17 protein-coding genes are annotated in these 20280 nt (G+C 65.6%); 2 read left to right on the top strand and 15 right to left on the bottom strand.

Annotation, left to right across the window (positions count from 1 at the left end):
• The first annotated feature begins 5 nt into the window (after nucleotides 1-5).
• A complete protein-coding gene (locus J2X56_RS03555) occupies nucleotides 6-539 on the top strand; it encodes an RNA polymerase factor sigma-70 (RefSeq protein WP_121045524.1) in 534 nt (177 codons plus the stop codon).
• Here J2X56_RS03555 and J2X56_RS03550 read toward each other — a convergent pair.
• Nucleotides 472-1779, bottom strand: a complete 1308-nt coding sequence (locus J2X56_RS03550; RefSeq protein WP_121045522.1) for a PepSY domain-containing protein — start codon at nucleotides 1777-1779, stop codon at nucleotides 472-474. The genes J2X56_RS03555 and J2X56_RS03550 overlap by 68 nt on opposite strands.
• Complete coding sequence (locus tag J2X56_RS03545) at nucleotides 1773-4013, bottom strand: TonB-dependent siderophore receptor (RefSeq protein WP_310158262.1); 2241 nt, start codon at nucleotides 4011-4013, stop codon at nucleotides 1773-1775. The genes J2X56_RS03550 and J2X56_RS03545 overlap by 7 nt, the downstream gene beginning before the upstream one ends.
• A gap of 260 nt (nucleotides 4014-4273) precedes the next feature.
• On the opposite strand from J2X56_RS03545, the gene J2X56_RS03540 reads away from it, so the two are divergent.
• Nucleotides 4274-4573 (top strand): hypothetical protein, encoded by a 300-nt coding sequence (locus J2X56_RS03540; protein ID WP_039785778.1) that lies wholly within the window; start codon nucleotides 4274-4276, stop codon nucleotides 4571-4573.
• Between the two features lie 112 nt (nucleotides 4574-4685).
• Here J2X56_RS03540 and J2X56_RS03535 read toward each other — a convergent pair whose 3' ends face one another.
• The 13 genes from J2X56_RS03535 to J2X56_RS03475 all read right to left on the bottom strand — a co-directional run bounded on the left by J2X56_RS03535 (nucleotide 4686) and on the right by J2X56_RS03475 (nucleotide 20260).
• Nucleotides 4686-7340 carry an EAL domain-containing protein gene (locus tag J2X56_RS03535; protein WP_310158260.1) on the bottom strand — a complete coding sequence of 885 codons (2655 nt, stop codon included), beginning with the start codon at nucleotides 7338-7340 and terminating at the stop codon, nucleotides 4686-4688.
• Nucleotides 7341-7442: 102 nt separating this feature from the next.
• Nucleotides 7443-8624 (bottom strand): acyl-CoA dehydrogenase family protein, encoded by a 1182-nt coding sequence (locus J2X56_RS03530; RefSeq protein ID WP_121045516.1) that lies wholly within the window; start codon nucleotides 8622-8624, stop codon nucleotides 7443-7445.
• A 151-nt stretch (nucleotides 8625-8775) separates the two neighbouring features.
• A complete protein-coding gene (locus J2X56_RS03525; protein WP_204726402.1) occupies nucleotides 8776-10143 on the bottom strand; it encodes an LLM class flavin-dependent oxidoreductase in 1368 nt (455 codons plus the stop codon).
• Nucleotides 10140-11078, bottom strand: coding sequence for a TauD/TfdA family dioxygenase (locus J2X56_RS03520; RefSeq protein ID WP_310158256.1), 939 nt, complete (start codon nucleotides 11076-11078; stop codon nucleotides 10140-10142). The genes J2X56_RS03525 and J2X56_RS03520 overlap by 4 nt, the downstream gene beginning before the upstream one ends.
• A 56-nt stretch (nucleotides 11079-11134) precedes the next feature.
• The gene (locus J2X56_RS03515; RefSeq protein ID WP_409025200.1) at nucleotides 11135-11719 is read right to left on the bottom strand and encodes a c-type cytochrome; all 585 of its coding nucleotides are present in this window, start codon (nucleotides 11717-11719) and stop codon (nucleotides 11135-11137) included.
• Nucleotides 11706-12968, bottom strand: a complete 1263-nt coding sequence (soxC, locus tag J2X56_RS03510) for a sulfite dehydrogenase (RefSeq protein WP_310158255.1) — start codon at nucleotides 12966-12968, stop codon at nucleotides 11706-11708. Before soxC ends, J2X56_RS03515 begins: the two co-directional genes overlap by 14 nt.
• Nucleotides 12965-13804 (bottom strand): ABC transporter ATP-binding protein, encoded by an 840-nt coding sequence (locus J2X56_RS03505; protein WP_310158253.1) that lies wholly within the window; start codon nucleotides 13802-13804, stop codon nucleotides 12965-12967. Before J2X56_RS03505 ends, soxC begins: the two co-directional genes overlap by 4 nt.
• Nucleotides 13805-13842: 38 nt before the next feature.
• Nucleotides 13843-14655 carry an ABC transporter permease gene (locus J2X56_RS03500; protein ID WP_121045504.1) on the bottom strand — a complete coding sequence of 271 codons (813 nt, stop codon included), beginning with the start codon at nucleotides 14653-14655 and terminating at the stop codon, nucleotides 13843-13845.
• Nucleotides 14656-14665: 10 nt separating this feature from the next.
• On the bottom strand, nucleotides 14666-15517 hold the full coding sequence (locus tag J2X56_RS03495) for an ABC transporter permease (RefSeq protein WP_310158248.1): 852 nt from the start codon (nucleotides 15515-15517) through the stop codon (nucleotides 14666-14668).
• A gap of 3 nt (nucleotides 15518-15520) precedes the next feature.
• A complete protein-coding gene (locus J2X56_RS03490; RefSeq protein WP_121045500.1) occupies nucleotides 15521-16618 on the bottom strand; it encodes an aliphatic sulfonate ABC transporter substrate-binding protein in 1098 nt (365 codons plus the stop codon).
• Between the two features lie 241 nt (nucleotides 16619-16859).
• Nucleotides 16860-18452: a rhodanese-like domain-containing protein gene (locus J2X56_RS03485; RefSeq protein ID WP_310158244.1), complete on the bottom strand. Its 1593-nt coding sequence runs from the start codon at nucleotides 18450-18452 to the stop codon at nucleotides 16860-16862.
• A gap of 15 nt (nucleotides 18453-18467) precedes the next feature.
• Entirely contained in the window at nucleotides 18468-19646 is a 1179-nt protein-coding gene (gene metC / locus J2X56_RS03480; protein WP_209569790.1) for a cystathionine beta-lyase, read from the bottom strand.
• On the bottom strand, nucleotides 19643-20260 hold the full coding sequence (locus J2X56_RS03475; RefSeq protein ID WP_209569793.1) for a cysteine dioxygenase family protein: 618 nt from the start codon (nucleotides 20258-20260) through the stop codon (nucleotides 19643-19645). Before J2X56_RS03475 ends, metC begins: the two co-directional genes overlap by 4 nt.
• Nucleotides 20261-20280: the final 20 nt, after the last annotated feature.

Raw genomic sequence — 20280 nt, 5'->3', positions numbered from 1 at the left:
GACGCATGCATCACGCCACCGCCGCCACCCCCACCGGCCTGCAACAGCACTTCATCGGCCAGCGCCAGCGCTTGCGCGAGGCGGCCCAGCGCATTCTGGGATGTCCGCATCGCGCCGATGACGTGGTGCAGGATGCCTATCTCAAGATCCGTGAAGTGCAAGAACAGGAAAACTGCGCCATCCGCCAGCCGCAGGCCTACCTGATGCGCATCGTGCGCAACCTGGCGATCGATCGTCATCGCCGCTGCCGTTTTGAAAGCGATGTCTTTGCCGAGGAAGAAGCCGGCGAAGACATCCACGAAGAAGCGCAGGGTCCCGAGGCCATCGCCATTGGCCGCCAGACCCTGGCACTGGTGAGCCAGGCGCTGGACGGCTTGCCTGCCCGTACCCGGCGGGCCTTCGAGCTGTATCGCCTGACCGGACTGAGCCAGCGCGAGATCGCAAGCGAACTGGGCATCTCGGTCACGCTGGTCAATTTCCTGATCCGCGATGCCCAGGCAAGCTGCCGCCAGTGCCTCGCGCTGACACCGCCGCCCTGACCGGACGTGGAGCGCGCGCTGCGCGTTTCTTCCACCAGATGACGATGCCGGTCACGGTGAGCACGCTCACCAGCACGCCCAGCACGGCCAGGAAGATACGCCATGGCAGGCCGAACACCTGGCCCATGTGCAGTGCGCCGATCCAGTTGCTGAAGGTATTGCCGCTGCGGTCGCCCTGCGGCAGCCAGTGGCCGCGTATATCGCCGGTGGCGGGGTCGATCAGCAAGCCGGTATTGCCGGCGTCGCTGCGGATGTCTGCATTGCTGTGGACCATGTATGCATACAAGCCCCTGCGACGATCCATACTCAGTTTTTCCTCGAAGTCGACGGTCAGGCCGCGTTCCTGCGCGAAGCGCGCCATGGCCGCACGTGCCATGGCATGGGCTTGCGGCCATTCCAGCGGCGGCTGCGCCAGCGGCCTGGCCAGTGGCGGGCGGCCGCGCCAGCTGGTATCGAAGGGCAGGATCTGCGACATCACCGGCAGATAGATCTGGTCGCGCAGGTTGAACATCACGCTGGACCATGCGATCAGCAACAACATCACCCATAGCCACAGGCCGCAGGCACGATGCAGATCGAGATTGACGCGATAGAAACCGGCCTGCCACTTGATGAGCCAGGCCGGTTTCCATTTCACCAGGAAGGGCCGCGCGCGCGGCCAGGTGAGGATCATGCCGACGAAGCAGTCGAGGGTCCACAGCAGCGCCACGATGCCCATCAACAGTGCGCCCGGCACGCGCGGCAGGGCCATCGAATGATGCACCTTGAACAGGAAGGGCATCAGTTGCGCGGGCCGCAGGCTGATCGCGTTGCGGTCCCGCACGCCCTGGACTGTGCCATCGTAGGGATTGGCGAAGACCTCGTCATAGCTGAGCCGATAGGGCTTGCCGCTGGCCGGATCCAGCGCCGGTTCCGCGATGAAGCGAACCGTGCGTCCCGGTTGCGGATGCAGGATCAACTGGTTCACCTGTGCCTGCGGTCCCAGCGCCCGTTCCACCCGTGCGCGCAACTGGTAAGGATCGAGCATCGCAGTGGCCGCCTGGCCGGGCCCCGGCTGCGCCAGGTGCAGCTCGGGTGCCAGCCAGGTATCGAGCTCCTCTTCGAAACTCAGGAGGCTGCCGGTGAGGCAGGCCACCAGCAGGAAGAAGGCGATGGCCAGCCCGGTCCAGCGATGCAGCAGGACCAGGTGGTGGCGGCGTGGCGCACGGCGACACAGCCAGGCGGACAGCGTGCTTACCATCGCGTGGTCAGCTGCACGAGGCCGGTGCGGCGCGCGCCATACTCGCAGAGTTCCGAGCAGAAGGCGTAGACGCGATCAGTCACGTTGTTCAGCTTGAAGGCCAGCTCGAAGTTGCGCCAGTCCGCATTGATGCGGCCCAGGTCCAGGCGCGCGCCGAAGTCCAGCAGCGTGACCGAAGGCACCTCGAAGGTGTTGAGCGCATTGCCGTAGGAACGCCCGATGTAGCGCACGCCTGCCGACACATGCGCACCGGCCAGCGCGCCGCGCTGGAAGGCATAGTCCGCCAGCACGCCTGCATTGTGTCTGGCCGCGCCGGGCAAGGCCTTGCCCTCGGTGTTGGTGCTGCTGCTGGTGGCATTGTTGCTGGTGACCTTGGCGTTGGTATAGCTGTAGCTGGAGGTCAGGCTCAGGCCCTCGGTGAGGGACAGCTTGCCTTCCAGCTCCACGCCCTTGGAGCGGGCCGCACCGGTCTGCACCGAGTAGCCGGCATGGACCAGGTCGGTGGTCGCCACGTTCTGGCGACGCAAGTCGAATACCGCCAGCGTGAAGAGCGCATTGGTATTGACGGGTGCGTATTTCACCCCGGCTTCATATTGCTTGGCACGTTCCGGCTTGAGCATGTCGCCGCCGAAACTGGTGCCGGTGGTGGGCGTGAAGGATTCGGTGTAGCTCAGGTAGGGCGAGACGCCATTGGCCAACTCATGCACCAGCCCCAGGTTGCGCGTGTTGGCGCGGTCGCTGCGCTCGGTCCGGGTGCGCGCGATGGCATTGCTGACGGTCTGTTGCGAGCGGTCGTGGCGGATGCCGGCGGAGACAAACCAGCGTTCGGCGATCTTCAGCTGGTCCTGCAGATAGAAGCCCAGTTGGTCATCCACGGTGCGCAGATTGTAGTTCTCGGATACGGCGGGCAGATTGCCGTAGCTGGTCGTGTAAAGATTGGAGAGCACATAACCGGCCAGCGTATTGGGACTGACATAACCGCGTACCGTGCCTGCGGTGTGATGGAAGTCCACACCCATCAACACCTTGTGCTGCACGGCACCGGCGCTGAAGTCGGCCTGCAGCTGGTTGTCGGCGGTGAAGGTATCGGACTCGGTACCCAGTCGCCAGCGCTGCAGGGCGGCGGTCGCCGACTGCGTGGCCGGATAGAAGGCAGCGAAGCGCATGCTGTTGCGGGTGCCGTTGTAATCCGTATAGCGCAGGTTCTGGCGGAAGCTCCACACCTCGTTGAACTGATGCGAAAACTGCGAGCTGAGCGACCAGTTCTCGTAGCGCTCACTGTTGTCGGCGCTGCGGCCCACAGCCGTGCTGGTCGGGATCTGCCCGTTGGGATTGGCCGTGACCGTGCCGCTGGCGGGGAAGACGTTGTTGGACAGGCCTTCGCTGCGCTGGTATTCGAAGCGCCCGGTCCATTCGGTGCGGTCGGACGGACGCCAGGTGATGGCCGGTGCCAGGAACAGGCGGCGATCGACGGTGCCATCGACCTGGGTCCCGGCGTCGCGTGCCAGTCCGGTGATGCGATAGGACCAGACCCCGCCTTCATCGAGCGCGCCACCGAAGTCGCCGGCCACCTGCTTGCGATCAAAACTGCCGGCCTGCAGCTGCAGTTCACGCAGGGTGGTGGTGGTCGGTTTCTTGGAGACCACGTTGATCAGACCGCCCGGCGCGTTCTGTCCGAACATCACCGAAGCCGGTCCATGCAGCAGCTCGATGCGTTCCAGTCCGTAGGGTTCCGGCGCGTAGCGGCTGTAGCTGGCGTTGGAGGCGGTGAGCGTGCCGTCGCGATAGAGCGAGCCACCATTGTTGATGGGGAAGCCGCGCAGCAGCGAGGCCGTTTCGGAAATGGCGAAGGCACCATTGGAGACCTGGATGCCGCTGCTGTAGCCCAGTGCCTCCGAGACGGAACGCGCCTGCTGGGTGGCGATCTGGTCGGCCGTGACGACCGAGATCGATTGCGGAGTTTCGGTGATGGGGGTATCAGTCTTGGTCGCGGTGGCGCTGCGCTTGGCGACGAAACCGTGGACCGGGCCGGTGGCCTGTTCTTCCTGGCCGGCGGTGACGGTGACCTGGGGTAGCGTGGCATCGGTGGTGGTCTGCGCCCAGGCGGGGGCGGCGGCGGGCAGGCCCAGCAAGGCCAGGCGCAGCGCCTGCACCATCAGGCGGGGACGGGCCACGGGAGAGGGCAGGAGAGCGCGGGCGTGCGGGGAAGTGCGGCAGGTTTTTCTTGTCGTCATGGTCAGGAGCGTGGTCGCAAAGAGGGATCGCCAGCGGTGCTGGCACGAACCGAAGGGCCCGTTCTCTGGTTGACGAATGAGACGTGTTCTTGTTTAGGGTGACAGGCGGCACGATGAAAAAATCATGGCGGCAGATTACGCAAGGCAGGCTTTTCATCGCCCGGGAATGCGCGCTGCTTGTCGATGTTGAAATCAGGAAACGCCTGATGGCGGTGTGGATGGCCACGTCCTATCTTGGTTTGCATAACAAGGAGGGAGACATGTGTACCAATGCCATGAGCATCGCGCGGCGTCATCTGGGCATCATCGTGCGGCTGTGTGAGATGTCGGAACAGGATGAACCGATCGCCGAGCTGGTGCGCGCCACGGTCCGCAACTGCCTGCTGGCCATGCAGACGGCGGGGACCGAACCGATGGAGGCCGCCGAGATTATCGAACAGCTGCTGCAGCATGAACTGGCGGCCTTGCCGGCAGAGCGCGCCAAATGCCGCAAGGTGCTGGAAGCAGCGCACCTGCATGCGGAATACCTGACCATGGCGGAGCGTCGCGCCACCCATTGAATGAGGCAACACGCGCGAATTCAGGGGTGAAATCAAGCCTGAATTCACACCTGAATTCGCGCTTGAATTCGGGCGTTCATTCAAGCGTTCATTCGAGCCGGCAACCCATCCCTCATATCACGTCATCAAACTGTTCCGCAGGCACCGGCCTGCCGAACAGGTAGCCCTGATAGCGCGTACACCCCAGCGCCGCCAGGAACTGCTGCTGCTCGCGGGTTTCCACGCCCTCGGCAATGACTTCCAGCCCCAGCGCATCAGCCAGGGTGATGATGCTCTTGGCGATGGCCACGTCGCTGGGCGCGAACAGCAATTCGCGCACGAAGGACTGATCGATCTTGAGCTGGTCGATCGGCAGCCGCTTGAGCAGCGACAACGACGAATATCCGGTCCCGAAATCGTCCAGCGACAGGGCCAGGCCGTGCTGCTTGAGTTCCATCATCTTTTCGATGGTGGCCTGTACATCCTCGACCATGGCTGACTCGGTCAGCTCCAGCTTGAGGTGGCAGGGATCGGCTCCGGTCGCTTGCAGGGTCTCCAGGATGCACTTCACGAAGTCCGGCTGGCGCACCTGGACAGCACTGACGTTGACGGCAATGACCACCGGTACCCGCCGGCCTTCGCGGTTCCAGCGCACCGACTGCCGGCATGCCTGCTGGAACACCCAGTGACCCAGCGGCAGGATCAATCCCGAGGCTTCGGCCACCGGAATGAAGATGGCCGGCGAGACGCTGCCACGGAAAGGACTGTTCCAGCGCGCCAGCGCTTCCACGCCGATCAGGTTGCCGGCCTGGTCGCGCTGCGGCTGATAGTGCAGCAGGAATTCGCTGCTGCCGATGGCGCGCCGCAGGTCGCTTTCCAGACCGGTGCGGAAATGCAGCGCATGTTCCATCGCCTGGTCAAACAGGCAGCTGGTATTGCGCCCCTTCTGCTTGGCCGCATACATCGCCAGGTCGCCCTGGCGCAACAGGTCTTCGACGCTGGCCCCTTGTCCGTGCATGAGGGCGATGCCGACCGAGCAGGTCGCGAAATGACTGAGCCCGTCCAGGTCGAAGCGCTGCTCCATGGCCGCCACGATGCGCTGTGCGAATCCGCAGGCGCTCTCTTCGATGAGGGCTGGCGAGGCCAGGGGCTGCTGCTGCAGGATCACGAATTCATCACCGCCCAGGCGGGCGACCAGGGCCCCGCCAGCCAGTTCCTGCAGGCGTGTGGCGATCTGGCAGAGCAGCCGGTCGCCGATGGAATGCCCGAGGGCATCGTTGAGATCCTTGAAATTGTCGATGTCGATGAAGAACAGCGCTGAGGGCTGGCCGAGATAGCTGGCGGCGGCGATCTGGTCGAGCAGCAGGCGGCGGTTGGGCAGGCCGGTGAGCGGATCATAGAAGGCCAGTTGCCGGGTTTCGTCCTGCAGGCGCTTCTGGTCGCTGATGTCGATCTGGGTGCCGACGTAGTGCGTGATGTGTCCGGCCGGATCGGCCACGGCGGTCAGGGTCAGCATGGCGCAGAAGGTTTCGCCGTTCTTGCGCCAGACCCGCACCTCTCCCTGCCATTTGCCGTTGCGCTGGACCAGCGTCCATAGCCGGGCGCGAAAATCCTCCTGGTCTTGCTCGCGCTGGCAGGGCGGCATCCCCTCCGCAGGCAGCTCGTGCAGCTGGTAGCCGGTCAGGGCGATGAAGGCGGCATTGGCATCGAGCACGTTGCGCCCGGCATCGAGCACCCAGATCGCCTCGGACGAATGAAAGGCCGCCGCCGCGATGCGCAGCGAGGTCTCGCTCTGCTGCAGCCGTGCCGTACGGCGTGCCACTTCGCGCCGCAGGTAGGCCGCAATCAGCAGGGCACACAGCAGCAAGGCCAGCGCGCCGCACAGCAGCCACCAGACATGGGCGGGCAGGCTGGTATTGCCGCGCCCCCACTTGCGCAGGATCTGGAAATACACGGAATCAGGATCGGCCTGCCATTGGCTGAGCGCGCGGTCGATCGCGGCCAGCACTTCCGGGTCCTCTTGCTTGCCACTGGCAAAGAACAGCTTGACCGGCTGGAACACGATGCTGGTATCGGCCAGATGATAACGATCGGCCAGCATGTCGCCCGCTTGCTGGCTGGCAACGATGCCATCGAGCTCGCCCGCCGCCGCCATCCGGAAACCGCTCTCGACGTTGGGCAGCATGACCAGGTGGACCTTGATGCCGGAGTTGTCGATCAGGTTGCGGAAATAACTGGCCTGCACCGAGTTTTCGAGCAGGCCGATCCGCTTGTCCTTGAGATCGAAGACGGAATTGATCGCCACCGAGCGGCTGCGATAAAGGATGGACCAGCTGTAGAGCGCCGGTATGGAAGGGAACTGGAAGACCTTTTCGCGCTGCTCGGTCCAGGCCACGTCGGGCAGCAGGTCGATCCGGCCCTCCTCAAGCTGCTTCAGGCAGGCCTGCCACTCACAGGGGGCGAAGCGCAATTGCCAGTGCTCGCGCTCGGCAATGAGCCGGATCAGGTCGATGTGCAGGCCGCTGGCCGTCCCTTCGCCGTCGAAGAAGATCTTGGGGGGATTCTGATAGACGCCGACGGTCAACAGCTTGGCAGGTGCGCCTGGCGGCTGGGCGTGCGCAGTCATGCAGACGCTGCCAGCGGCCAACAGGCCCAGCAGTGCGAGCCGTTTCAGCAGACATGGCCACGAACGGCGAAGCCGCCACGCGTTGCCGCTGGACGGCTTGCCCTGTTGACCGCTGGCCGGTTTCTCCCCTGTCGCAGCCAGAGTGGGTGCTGGTTGATTCATGCTGCCCGCGCCTGTCCCTGATTTGGTTTTTTGTCTACTTTATAGGACAACTAACCAAATGAAAACCCTGGCGGGCGCAGGGTATTACGGGCAGGGTCAGGCTCAGAAGAAGCCTTGCGTGGGCAGCCGGACCTGGTTCACGCTCAGGTTGCCCAGCGCATAGGCCTTGTGCGAGGTCGGGTTGTGGGTGGAGATGGTGCGGATATTGCGCCAGTGGCGATCCAGGTTGAACTGCGCGAGCGTGGCCGAGGCCCCGGCGATATCGAACAGCGCCGTGGCGGCGTGATGGGCGATGCGGTCCACCGTGATCTTGGCGCGGGCGGCGGCAGCGGCCGCATCTTGCAGGCGATCATCGGCGTCAGACGCATTGGCCTTCAGGGCGGCATAGGCGCGGTCGGCTTCAGCGGCCGCGGCCAGCACCACGGCGCGGGTGGCGAAGGCATCGGCATCGCGTTCGCCCAGGGCGGTCAGGAGGATGGGATCCTGCGCAGCCGAGGGCGTAGGCGCGTAGTAGTAATTGCGCTTGCGCTTGCCCAGCAGGGCGGCACCGTCACGGGCAACGGCGCTGACCACGCCGGCGATCACCGAGGTCAGGAAGAGCTGGGCGATGGTCGAGCCGAAGACAGCCTGGCGCGCCGGTACCTGATCCGGCAGGACCACTTCGTCGGCGGCCACCACCACGTTTTCGAAGACGGTCGTACCACTGCCGGTGAGGCGCTGGCCCATGCCGAACCAGTCGTCGACAGTCTGCACGCCTTCACGCTGGCGCGGCAGCAGCACGACGGCGCGGCGGCCATCCTCGACCGACACGGTCACGTGCAGCCAGTCGGCGAAGAGCGAGCCGGTGGAATAGAACTTCTGGCCGTTGAGTACGTAGTGATCGCCCTGGCGCACCAGGCGCGTGGCCAGCGGTGCGTTACCGCCAATCTGGGGCTGGCCCAGTTCGGTGTGGGAAGCGCCGACCAGATCTCCGGCCCGCACGCGCTCGCGCAGGCGCTGCACGCCCGCATGCTGCAGAGGTGCATTGAGCAGGCGTTCGAGGGCGACGTGGTGATTGCGCCAGATGTGGGCGACGTTGGGATCGGCCGCACCCAGCTGGATGGCCGTATCGAGCGTCTCGACGAAGCTCGCGCCGCCACCGCCGTAGTCGGCGTCGAGGCGGCCGGCACCGAAACCGGTGGCCTTGACCTCGGCGATGACGTCAAAGGGTTGTTCGCGCTGGGCGTCGCGCTGGGCAGCGCCGTCGGCGATGCGTTGCAGGAGGTCGGGAGAGATTGTGCTCATGAGGTCGTGTCTGAAGAGGTCCGGGAATCGGCCTTGCAGCGGATGGCAAGGATGAGGACATCATAGGGTCATGCAGCGCCGGACCAAACTGCGAAATTCTTCTTAGCTTGCGCGGGCGGCGCATACCCGCGCAAACCTGTTCCGAACCTTGCTACGCCACCTTGGTCAGCGCGCTATCCGGCCGGCTCGGCCGTTGGTGCGCGGGCCTGGCCAGTCCAAGGTTCTCTCGCAAGGTCCGGCCCTCGTATTCGGTGCGGAACAAACCGCGCCGCCGCAACTCCGGCAGCACCAGCGCAATGAAATCGTCCAGCCCGCCCGGCAAGGTCGGCGGCATGATGTTGAAGCCGTCGGCACCGCCTTGGGTGAACCACGCCTCCAGCTCATCGACGATGCTCTCCGGTGTGCCATAGAGCGACCAATGTCCGCGCGCCGTCGCCAGGCGCAGGTAAAGCTGGCGCAGCGTCAGCCCCTCGCGCCGTGCCAGTGCCGTGACCAGCTGGAAACGGCTCTTTGACCCGTTGGGCTCGCGCAGATCTTCCGGCAGCGGTCCGTCCAGCGGATAGCCGGACAGGTCGATGCCGCCCAGATGCTGCTGCAGCATCGACAGCCCGACACTGGGATGGATCAGGGATTGCAGTTCTTCATATTTTTCCTGCGCTTCGCTGTGGCTGCGCCCGACCACCGGGAACACGCCCGGCATGATCTTGAGCTGGTCCGGGTCACGGCCATGGCGCGCCATGCGCGATTTGAGGCTGGTGTAGAAGGCCTGCGCATCGGCCAGCGACTGCTGGGCCGTGAAAATCACTTCGGCCGTGCGGGCGGCCAGGTCCTGTCCAGCCTCGGAGGAACCGGCCTGCACGATCACCGGATGGCCCTGCACCGGCCGCGCCACGTTGAGCGGTCCCTTGACCGAGAAATGCTGGCCGTGGTGATGCAGGGTGTGCAGTTTCTCGGGATCGAAGAGCAGGCCGCTCTCGCGGTCGTAGAGGAAGGCATCGTCTTCCCAGCTGTCCCACAGTCCGCGCACCACATCGACGAATTCCTCGGCGCGCTGGTAGCGGGCAGCGTGCTCGGGATGCTTGTCCAGGTTGAAGTTCTGCGCCTCGTGTTCGGACCACGAGGTCACCACGTTCCAGCCTGCGCGGCCGTCGCTGAGATGATCCAGGGAGGCGAACTTGCGGGCCACGTGATAGGGCTCGTTGTAGGTGGTCGAGACGGTGGCGACCAGCCCGATGCGTTCGGTTACCTGTGACAGGGCCGACAGCAGCGTCAAGGGTTCGAAGGAGGCCGCGCGGGCGGTGCGATGCAGGGTCTCCTGGTCATGCGCACGGATGGCCACGCCATCGGCCAGGAACAGCGCATCGAACTTGGCGCGCTCGGCGGCCTGGGCGATCTGCCTGTAGTGGGCGATGTTCTGCCCCGCATCCGGCTGCGCACCCGGATGACGCCAGCCCGCCACGTGATGGCCGGTGGCCATCACGAAGGCCCCCAGCTTGATCTGACGGCGCGGGGTGCTCATGACAGCACCGCCGCCTGCTGCCCCACGCCCTCGGGCGCACGCACCGAATCGGCGGCCTGGCGGCGCACGTTGCGCGAGACGCTCTGGCGGCCATCCACCGATACCGGCACGTCACCGGCCACGGTCACGCGGCGTACCACGCGATGCTGGTCGCCGTAGTCGTTGATGGCGTAATGCTGGGTGGCGCGATTGTCCCAGATGGCGACGTCACCCACGGACCAGCGCCAGCGCACGGTGTTTTCCAGACGGATCACGTAGCTCTCCAGCAGTTTCAGCAGATGGTCCGAGTCGGAGGTCGGATAGCCCAGCAGCTTCTTGACGAAGTGGCCCAGCACCAGCGTGCGTTCCCCGGTCTCCGGATGCACCCGCACCACCGGGTGCTCGGTCTCGTAGAGGGTGGAGGTGAAGATCTCGCGGTAGCGTTTCAGGCCCGCTTCGCTGGTATTGAAGCGCGAGGCGTAGTCGTATTCGTTGGTATGCAGCGCCCACAGCTGGTCGGCCAGTGCGCGCAGCGGCGCCGGCAGGTCCAGGTAGGCCTGGGCGGTATTGGCCCAGACCGTATCGCCGCCTGCGGCCGGGATCACCACGCCGCGCAGGATCGAGGCCTGCGGGTAGGCCAGGTCGAAGGTGACATCGGTGTGCCACGAGTTGGCGCGGCCGCCATGTTCGGAGTCCAGCTCCAGCAGATAGTCGGTGCCATCGCGCACCGGTACCGTGGGGTGCGCCACCAGCTCGCCCCACAGCTTGCCGAAGGCTTCCTGCGCGGCATCGTCCAGATGATGCTGGCCACGGAAGAACAGCACCTTGTAGCGCAGCAGCGCCGCCCGCACGGCAGCGAAGGTGGCCGTATCGAGCTCGGCCGAGAGGCGGATGTTGCGCACTTCAGCGCCGATGCGGCCGGCGACCGGGTGGATGTCAAGCAGGGTGTCAGACATGGCGAATCTCCTTGTTGGATGGGACTGCGGGCTCTGTGCTGCGGAAAAGAAAATCCTTACTGCGTTGAGGCGGCGGCCGGCGGCGAACAATACTGGCAGGCTACGTTGCTGGTGTCGGGCCGGGTGTCACCGATGAAGCCGTCGCGGTTGGGCATGCGCACCTGCGGCAGGCTGGCGGCGTCCAGGACCGTGTTGGCCGGGACGATGCCGTTGAGATGCAGCAGGTAGGCCGTCACCGCATAGACCTCATCGGCGCTCAGGCTCTTGGGCGCGTTGTAGGGCATGGCACGGTTGATGAAATCGAAGACCGTGGTGGCGTACGGCCAGAAGCTGCCGATGGTCTTGAGCGGCTTGGCCGTGGCCAGGCTGCCCTGGCCGCCGACCAGCGCATCGGCCGGATTGCCCTGGCCCTTGTCGCCATGGCAGGCCGCGCAGGTCTGGGCGTAGATCCGCTGGCCCTGTGCCACGCTGCCCCGGCCGGCAGGCAGGCCGCGCCCTTGCGCATCGACATCGATGTTCCAGCGCGCCAGTTGGGCGTCCGACAGCGGCTGGCCCAGGGCGAGGCGTTCGGCCGCGCTGCTGCTGCCGGCCATCGTCATCAGCAGCGCCAGCACCAACCAGACGCGCTCAGACCTGCACATTGCTGATGATCCCATCGGCGCCTACCTTCCAGCTCTGGATTGCATTGAAGTGATAATTCGATTCCAGTCCACGGGCGTGGACCAGTTGCCGTCCGCTCGGCTGCACGTAGCCGGTCTCGTCGATGGCGCGGCTCTGCAGCACGGCAGGCGCGCCATCCCAGCGCCAGGGCAGGGTGAAGCGGGTCAGGGCGCGGTCCAGCACCGGCTCCTGCAGGCGCGCCTCCTGCCAGTTGCGCCCGCCGTCCACCGAGACATCGACGCGCCGGATGCGCCCGCGCCCGGTCCAGGCCAGTCCGGCGATCTGGTAGAAACCGGGCTCGCGCAGCCGGTGGTCCGGTGCCGGGAAGGTGATGACGGACTTGGTCTCCATCAGGAAAGTGAATTGGCGCGCCGTGCCATCGGGCAGGGAGTCGGTGTATTTCGAGGTCTCCTCGCGGGACATGAAGGGTTCGCGCCCGACCTTGAGCCGGCGCAGCCACTTCACGCTCATGTTGCCTTCGAAACCCGGCAGAAACAGGCGCAAGGGATAACCGTGTTCGGGCCGCAGGCGCTCCCCGTTCTGCGCATAGACCAGCAGCGCGTCATCGAGCGCCTTGGCCATCGGGATGCTGCGCGTCATGCCGGCCGCATCCGCGCCTTCGGCCAGGATCCAGGCGGCTTGCGGGTCCACGCCTACTTCCTCCAGCAGGACCGATAGCGGCACGCCGGTCCACTCGCAGCAGGACAGCAAGCCATGGCTGAACTGCAGCGAGGCCGTGCCGGGACCTTTCCATTCCCGCCCCGTGTTGCCGGAACACTCCAGGAAATGGATGCGCGACACCGACGGCAGGCGCACCAGGTCGTCCATGGAAAACAGCGTCGGCCGCGCCACCAGCCCATGCACTGCCAGTCGATGTTGGGCTGGATCGATCAGCGGGATGCCGGCGTGATGGCGTTCGAATACCAGGCCGGTCGGGGTGATGATGCCGAACAGGTCCTGCAGCGGCGTCATCGAAGAATTGGCACCGGGGAAGGGCGCTGCACCGCGCGAGCGGCGCACCACCTTGTCCTCGAAGGGAGAGGGCTGGCCGTAGGGATGCCACAGGGCCGGCTCGCCTGGCGTCTTGCTCCACGGGGCCACCTCCAGCGGCTGGGCCTGTCCCGCCAGCGCGCCGACGGCCGATGCGGTGGAGGCCAGGGCAGCCCCGGCCAGTGCGCCACCGCCCCGCAGGAAACGGCGGCGGTTCTGGTTTTTTACCAATTCCTTCATATCGCGAATTGCCACAGCGCGGCCGGCAGCTGGGGCACAGTCCCGGGATCCGCTTTGAGCGGCGCTTCGGCCAGGCTGGCACTGTCGTGGGAGAACTCGTCCAGGACCTTTTGCTTCACAGCGGCAAAATCCGCCTCGCCACGCGCACGCGGATGCGCCAAATTGACCGGGACGATGCGCCGCACGCGGCCCGGACGCGGTTCCATCACCACCACCTTGTCGCCGAGGTAGACCGCTTCTTCCACATCATGGGTCACCAGGATCATGGTGATACCCTCGGCCTGCCAGACGCGATGCAGCTCCTGCTGCAGGTAGGCGCGGGTCATGGCGTCGAGCGCGCCGAAGGGTTCGTCCAGCAGCAGGATCTCGGGCTTGCTCACCAGCGCACGGGCAATGGCTACGCGCTGGGCCATGCCGCCGGAGAGCTGGTGCGGATAGGATTTCTCGAAGCCCTGCAGGCCGACCAGGGCGATGTGCTCGCGCACCGCTTCGCGCTTCTGCGCGGGCGTGCCGGGGGCATTGAGCAGGCCCAGTTCAATGTTGCCCTCCACCGTCAGCCAGGGGAACAGACGATGCTCCTGGAACACGATTCCCCGTTGCAGGCTGGTGCCGACGATGCGCTGGCCATCCAGCAGGACCTGGCCCTGGTACTGGTCTTCCAGGCCCACGATCAGGCGCAGCAGGGTGGACTTGCCGCAGCCGCTGGTGCCGACGATGCTGACGAATTCGCCCGGGGCGATGTGCAGGGTCACGTCTTCCAGGACGGCCAGGTCGCCTTCCTTGACTGCGTAGGATTTGCTCAGGTGCTGGATTTCCAGCGTACCGGCTTGCGCCATCTTGACTCCTTGTTGGGAATTTCCGTTCTTGTTCGATCTCAGAATTGCGCCACCGAGCGTCCGCGCCAGGCCAGCAGGCGGCGTTCGAGCCGTGCGGCCAGCCAGTTCAGGGCAAAGCCCACCAGCCCCACCACGATCACGCCGAAGATCACCAGGTCCATCAGGAACAGTTCACGGCCATCGATCATGGTGTTGCCGATGCCTTGGCCCGAGACCAGCAGGTATTCGGCACCCAGCGTGGCCAGCCAGGCGTACACCAGCGCCAGGTGGATGCCCGCCAGGATGGAGGGCGCGGCGGCCGGCAGCACCAGCTTGGTCAGCCACTGGCGGCGCGTGAACTTGAGCACGCGGGCCGCCTCGATCAGTTCGCCGGGCACGCTGCGGATGCCTTCGAAGGTGTTCAACACCACCGGGAAAAAGGCCGCCAACGAGAGGAAGGCCACCTTGGCGGCATCCCCCAGTCCGAACCACACCGACAACAGCGGAATCCAGGCGAACAGCGAAATCTGCTTCAAGGTATGGAAGGTCGGGCCGATCATTTTTTCGAACAGGCGCGACAAGCCGAAGGCGATCCCGAACACCAGCCCAGCACTGACCCCGATGGCCAGCCCGATCAGGTCGCGCCGCAGGCTGGCGGCCAGGGCGCGCACCAGTTCGCCGCTGGCGACCTGCTGCACGGCGGTGTCCCACACCTTGCCCGGCGGCACCAGCAGCGGCGAATCCGACCAGTGCAGGCGCGCGGCCAGCCACCACAGCAGCACCAGGGCGATGGGCAGCACCCAGCCGCGCAGGAAGGGCGGCACCGGATGGCGGTCGCGCTGATGACGGGTCTTGTTGAAATACGGAATCATGCGCAACTCCTCAGAAGCCGCTACGGCGCCAGCCGAGCAGGACGACTTCGATGCGGGCCAGCAACTGGTCGCCCAGGTAGCCCACCACGCCGACCACGGCCACGGCAGCAATCACCACGTCCAGCTGGAACAGCTGACGGCCGAAGACGATCATGTAGCCCAGCCCCTCCGAGGAGGCCAGCAGTTCCACCACCACCAGCGCCAACCAGGCATGCGTGAAACCATAGCGCACGCCATTCCAGACCGGCGGCAGCGCGGCCGGGAACACCACCCGCCACAGCAATTGCCAGCGCGAGAACTGCAGCACGCGCGCCACTTCGACATAGCGCGAGGGCACGTTCTCGATGCCCTTGTAGGTGTTGACGGCGATAGGCACCAGCGCAGCCTTGGCGATGAGGATGATCTTGAGCGCTTCATCGATGCCCACCAGCAGCATCAGCAAGGGAAGCCAGCCCAGCACCGGCACCTGGCTGAAGGCCTTGAAGAAGGGATAGGTGTAATCCTTGAACAGCGGCGAGAGCCCCATGGCCACCCCCAGCAGCAGGCCGCCGACGACACCCACGCCGAAGCCGGCCAGCACGCGCAGCAGGCTGATCCACAGGTTGTCCCACAGCTCGCCGGATTGGGCCAGGTCGATGAAGGTGGTGAGCACCGCCTGCGGCGAAGGCAGCACCTGGGGGGCGACCCAGCCGTAATGGGCCGACACGCCCCACAGCAGCAGCAAGCCCAGCGGGAAAGGAAGCGCCAGCCAGGTGCCGGCCCAGCGCCCGAAGAAGGCGCTGTAGGCATTGCGCGCCGGGCCGCTGTTGCTGCGTGCCGGCACGCTGGCGGCGGCCGGAAGAGTGCCGGAGGAATGGGCCATTGCTCAGGCCCCCAGGATCTTGCCGTTGGCCTGGAAGATCGGCCAGTAGGTTTCCAGCTTCAGTTCCTTCAGGGCCGCCTGCAGGTAGCGCTGGTCGATCCACTGGTCCACGTCCACGCGGGCGCGGCTGAGCTTGAAGCGGTAGGCTTGTTCCACCGAATCCTTGTAGCGGGCGATCAGGAAGGGATCGAAATTGGGATTGATGCGCACCCGCAGCGGCTGTCCTTCGTAGTCTTCGCGCCAGTGCTCGTAGGGCGTACCCGCCTTGGCCCAGAGATGCAGTACCTCGTCCCGGTTGACCTCGTCCGAGGCCCACTTGGCGGCCTTCACAAAGGTCCTGACCACGCGCGCGGTCGCCTCCGGATATTGCTGGGCAAACTGTTCCGTCACCAGCACGTGCGACTGGGTGGTGAAGATGGGATTGCCGCCCTTGCTGGAATAGACGATGCGAGCGGCGTTCTTGTCGCGCAGGCGCAGCAGGTTGATGTTGCCGAAGGCGGCGTCGATGTCCTTGGTGGAGAGTGCGGCCAGCGTGGTCGCCTGGTCCAGGTTGATGGAGCGCAGGTCGCGTTCCTGCAGGCCGTTGGCTTCCAGCACGCGGTTGATGGGCAACTGTGCATTGGTGCCCTTGAAGATGGCCACGCGCTTGCCGCGCAGGTCCTTGACCGACTGGATGGGCGAGTCCGGCGGCACGGCCAGATAGATGTTGGAACGCACACCGGTGGCCAGCACCAGCTTGGTCTTGAGGCCAGCGGCGCGTGCCACGATCGCCGGCAGGTCGCCCTGGAAGGCGAAGTCCAGCTGCTGGTTGGTCAGCGCCTCATTGACCGCCGGCCCCGCCCCCTTGAAGAAGAACCACTCGACCTTGATGCCGTCGGCCTTGAACTCTTCCTCCACCCATCCCTTGGCATGCGCCACGGCGGCGGAACTGCCCGAGAAAACCGGCGGATTGCCGATGCCCGGCTGCGCTACGCCGATGCGGATGATGGCCGGCTGGCCATTGCCGGTAGCGGCGGCACGTGCGCCGTGCAGCGGCAGGGTCAGCAGCGCGGCGCTGCCAGCCGCGAGTTGTTTGAGGACGCTACGGCGGTCCTGTTGCATGGCGGGTCCTTTCTGGGGGCGGAGGTTGATCGTCGTGGAGGACGAAAGGCGTGCGGCCAGTATAGGAAGGGGGAATTGCGCAGGAAAACGAATGAATTCGTATGACCTTATGCGCTGGCTGGTGCCAGCAGTGGTGCAGGAGACGCGGGAGAAAAAACGCTAAGGAAGCGCAGGAAAAACCCGCAAGAAACGACAAAAACCGGCCTCGCACGGAGGCCGGTTGTGAGGGAGAAGCGGACGATCAGAGCGGCAGCGAATCGAGCCGGAACGCGCCCAGTTCATCCCGGCTGCACTGGCCGACCAGCGCGGTCTCCCAGGCCAGGTACTGGCGCGCCGCCTCGGCGTTGCCGGCGTGGCGGTCATGCACGAAGAACAGGTAATCGATGCGTTCAGCCGCGCCCAGTGAAGCGGGGTCGGTGATGGTCGGCCATCCAGCCTGTTGCAGCGGTGCCAGCCCGTCAATCCAGGCCACCTGCCGCACGCCGTTTTCCTGCAGGTCCTGAGCGACCAGCGCTGCTGCTTCGGCACTGTCGGCCACCAGGAACACTTGGTCCGGCAGCGAAGGCTGTGCCTTGAGCCAATGTGCCACCCGCGCACGAGACAGCCATTGACTGGTGAGGGCGTGTTCCTTGAGGTAGGCCTCGCTGCTGCGCACATCCAGCAAGATCGCCTGGCGTTGCTTGATCAGGGCTGTCGCCGCTTGCACGTCCGCATGAGCCACCGTTGCGGGACCAGGCCGCGGGGCCTCGTCCTTCGTCGGCAGGCGCAGCGGCGTGGCGATGCCTTGCGCCAGTACTGCCACCTCGAAGCCCAGCTGATATAGCCAGCTGGCCACTACCGGGGCGCGCACCTGTTCGTTGTCGAGCAGGATGAGCCGGCTGCGGCGCACGCCCACATACTGGTCGGTGGCCTGGATCAGCTGCCCGCCAGGCGCGTGGGCGGCGCCGGCCAGCGTGCCGGCGCGGACTTCTTCGGCGCTGCGGATATCGAGTACATAGGTGGTGCGGTGTGTGTCATCGACCCAGGCCTGTGCCTGGGCCGCATCCAGCAGCGGAATGGAAAAATGCTGGCGCAGGCGTTCGGCTGCGGCACGCGCGGCCTCCAGGTCCTGGGGCACCTGGTCCGGATAGCGTGCGCGGCTGCCATGTTCCAGCGTGAGGCCGGCCAGGTACCAGCCCTGGGTACCGTTCTCCAGCGCCAGCACCGGATTGGCCAGGCCGAGGTTGCGCAGCGTCTGCGCACCCAGGATGCTGCGCGTGCGGCCCGCGCAATTGATGACCACCGGCACATCCGCATCGGGCACCAGCGTGCCGATGCGATAGGCCAGCTCGCCATTGGGGCAGGCCACCGATCCGGGGATGGTCATCTTGTGGTGTTCTTCCAGCGTGCGGCCGTCCAGCAGCACGAAGCGCTTGCCTTGGCGCCGCCACTGGTCCAGCTCGTGCGCGCTGATGTGCGGTGTGGCGTAGGCGTGTTCGACCAGCTCGCCGAAGGTCTTGGAGGGGACGTTGACGCCCTTGAAGAGCGGATGTCCGGCGGCCTGCCAGGCGGCCACGCCGCCATCGAGCACCAGCACCTGGCGATAGCCCAGCGCTTCCAGCCGGCCCGCGGCCAGCGTGGCGATGCCGTCGCCGTCGTCCACCAGCACCAGCCGCACGTCCTTGCGCGGGGCCAGGCGGGGCGCATCCAGTTCCAGGCGGCTGTAGGGCAGCGGCACGGCGAAGAACAGGTGTCCTTCACCGAACTGGCCGGCCTCGCGTACATCGAACAGCGCCAGTTCAGCGCCGTCAGCCAGCCAGTGGCGCAGGGTGGCGGGGGAAATCGTGTCTGCCATGTCAGTCTCCTTGCATCAGCCCTGCGCAGCCTGGAAGGCGCGCGAGAGGTCGTCGATCAGGTCATGCGGGTTTTCCAGGCCGATGTGCAGGCGTACCACCGGCGTATTGCCCTGGTAGTAGCTGTGCTCGGCCAGGCGTGCCGGTGCGGCCAGCTGGACCAGGCTTTCATAGCCGCCCCAGGAAGCACCGATGGCGAACAGTTCCAGCGCATCGATGAAGCGCCGCGCGTGCTGCACATCACCCTGCGCAAACGCGAAGGACAGCAGCCCGTTGGCACCGCTGAAATCGCGCCGCCAGAGCGCATGGCCGGGGTCCGAGGGCAAGGCCGGATAGAACACCCGCGCCACCTGCGGATGGCTGTGCAGGAACTGCGCAACCTGCAAGGCATTGGCCTGGTGCTGCTGCATGCGCACCGGCAGGGTCCGGATGCCGCGCAGGGAGAGATAGGCATCGTCGGGGCTGACGGCCAGTCCGAGGCTGTCGCTGGTCTCGCGCAACTGTTGTGCCAGTCCGTCATCCTTGACCACCACCGCGCCCTGCATCACGTCGGAATGACCCGAGATGTACTTGGTCGCGGCCAGGATCGAGACATCAGCGCCCAGCGCCAGCGGACGATACAGATAACCGGACGCCCAGGTATTGTCGGTGGCGACCAGCACGCCGCGATCGCGTGCGCGTGCCGCCAGGGCCGGCAGGTCGGGGATCTCGTAGAGCAGCGAGCTGGGGGCTTCGAGATAGAGCAGCCTGGTCTGCGGCTCGATGAGGGCATCGAGATCATCCTTCCCCGGCGAGAAGTAGCTCAGGCGGATGCCCAGGCGCTTCAGCAGGCTCTGGTCTACCCGGCGCAGCGGCGAATAGACGCTGTCCTGCACCAGGGCGTGGTCACCCGGCGACAGCAAGGCCAGCAAGGTCAGCGTGATGGCAGCCAGACCGGAGGGTGCCAGCAGGCAGTGCTGGCCGTCTTCCAGGGTAGCGATGGCCGACTCCAGTGCTCGGTGCGTGTCCAGGCCGTGGCGTCCGTAGGCGGCCACGTTCTCGCCAGCGGCACGCCGCTCATGGATGCCGTCGTATTCGGCCATGTTGGCGTAGCGAAGTGTACTGGTCCGGACGACCGGCACATTGACCGGCCCGGTGCCTTCTGTCAGGCGAGGTGTACCGGCGTGTATCAGTGCAGTGTGCAGGTGGTGACTCATGCTGGCTGCTCGCTGCGGTTGAAGAAATTCTGGTTGTAGTTCAGGATGCGGCCGCTCTGCGGATCAATGCCGATGCGTCCGGTGAGGGTGTCCAGCGGGCGACCGTACAGGTGGAAGTGTAAGGTAGGTGTATCGCCCTGCACGTGGATACTGTGCAGGTCATCTGGCAGGAAACTGATTGGCGTGCCAGGTTCCACCACCAGCTCGCGAGCCACGCGGATCTGCGCCTGTTCGGGATTGCTGCGGTCATCCTCGCGCTCGTAGAGGCGGTTGAGTTCCTGGCCGCTGACGGCCACGATCACGGCCCACGTATCGTGGTTGTGCGGGAAGGTGGTCTTGCCGGGAATGATGGAATTCAGGTATAGGGCGATGTCATCCTTGTCGGTTTCTGCGCCTTCCTGGTTCAGGTAGTAGCGCTTGGAGGTGCTGCCGCTGTCGGCCTGCGGCGGCGGGAACTCACCGAAGTTGAACAGGTCGTGGCGTGTTGCCAGTTCCTGCAGCACGGCGGTGATGTCCTGCAGCGAGGCGCGGGTGATGCCTTGCTGTTGTTCGATCTGGCGGATGCGTTGCAGGGTGGCGGCCACTGCGGTGGCGCGTTGCGAAGACAGGCTCATGGCGGATTTCCTTGTTCTGT

The sequence above is a fragment of the Herbaspirillum sp. 1173 genome (assembly GCF_031455335.1).
Lineage (GTDB): Bacteria > Pseudomonadota > Gammaproteobacteria > Burkholderiales > Burkholderiaceae_D > Herbaspirillum > Herbaspirillum huttiense.
The sequence above is the reverse complement of the archived record's forward strand: the minus strand, read 5'-3'. Positions and strand labels throughout refer to the sequence as shown.

Excerpts from the sequence above, each read along its gene's own strand:
- J2X56_RS03555 (WP_121045524.1), top strand. The coding sequence starts at position 6 with ATGCATCACGCCACCGCCGCCACCCCCACCGGCCTGCAACAGCACTTC.
- J2X56_RS03505 (WP_310158253.1), bottom strand. The coding sequence starts at position 13,804 with ATGGCGCAAGCCGGTACGCTGGAAATCCAGCACCTGAGCAAATCCTAC.
- J2X56_RS03525 (WP_204726402.1), bottom strand. The coding sequence starts at position 10,143 with ATGAGCACCCCGCGCCGTCAGATCAAGCTGGGGGCCTTCGTGATGGCC.
- J2X56_RS03520 (WP_310158256.1), bottom strand. The coding sequence starts at position 11,078 with ATGTCTGACACCCTGCTTGACATCCACCCGGTCGCCGGCCGCATCGGC.
- J2X56_RS03490 (WP_121045500.1), bottom strand. The coding sequence starts at position 16,618 with ATGCAACAGGACCGCCGTAGCGTCCTCAAACAACTCGCGGCTGGCAGC.
- J2X56_RS03540 (WP_039785778.1), top strand. The coding sequence starts at position 4,274 with ATGTGTACCAATGCCATGAGCATCGCGCGGCGTCATCTGGGCATCATC.
- J2X56_RS03500 (WP_121045504.1), bottom strand. The coding sequence starts at position 14,655 with ATGATTCCGTATTTCAACAAGACCCGTCATCAGCGCGACCGCCATCCG.
- J2X56_RS03535 (WP_310158260.1), bottom strand. The coding sequence starts at position 7,340 with ATGAATCAACCAGCACCCACTCTGGCTGCGACAGGGGAGAAACCGGCC.
- J2X56_RS03515 (WP_409025200.1), bottom strand. The coding sequence starts at position 11,719 with ATGTGCAGGTCTGAGCGCGTCTGGTTGGTGCTGGCGCTGCTGATGACG.
- J2X56_RS03545 (WP_310158262.1), bottom strand. The coding sequence starts at position 4,013 with ATGACGACAAGAAAAACCTGCCGCACTTCCCCGCACGCCCGCGCTCTC.
- J2X56_RS03530 (WP_121045516.1), bottom strand. The coding sequence starts at position 8,624 with ATGAGCACAATCTCTCCCGACCTCCTGCAACGCATCGCCGACGGCGCT.
- metC (WP_209569790.1), bottom strand. The coding sequence starts at position 19,646 with ATGAGTCACCACCTGCACACTGCACTGATACACGCCGGTACACCTCGC.
- J2X56_RS03475 (WP_209569793.1), bottom strand. The coding sequence starts at position 20,260 with ATGAGCCTGTCTTCGCAACGCGCCACCGCAGTGGCCGCCACCCTGCAA.
- J2X56_RS03485 (WP_310158244.1), bottom strand. The coding sequence starts at position 18,452 with ATGGCAGACACGATTTCCCCCGCCACCCTGCGCCACTGGCTGGCTGAC.
- J2X56_RS03495 (WP_310158248.1), bottom strand. The coding sequence starts at position 15,517 with ATGGCCCATTCCTCCGGCACTCTTCCGGCCGCCGCCAGCGTGCCGGCA.
- J2X56_RS03550 (WP_121045522.1), bottom strand. The coding sequence starts at position 1,779 with ATGGTAAGCACGCTGTCCGCCTGGCTGTGTCGCCGTGCGCCACGCCGC.
- soxC (WP_310158255.1), bottom strand. The coding sequence starts at position 12,968 with ATGAAGGAATTGGTAAAAAACCAGAACCGCCGCCGTTTCCTGCGGGGC.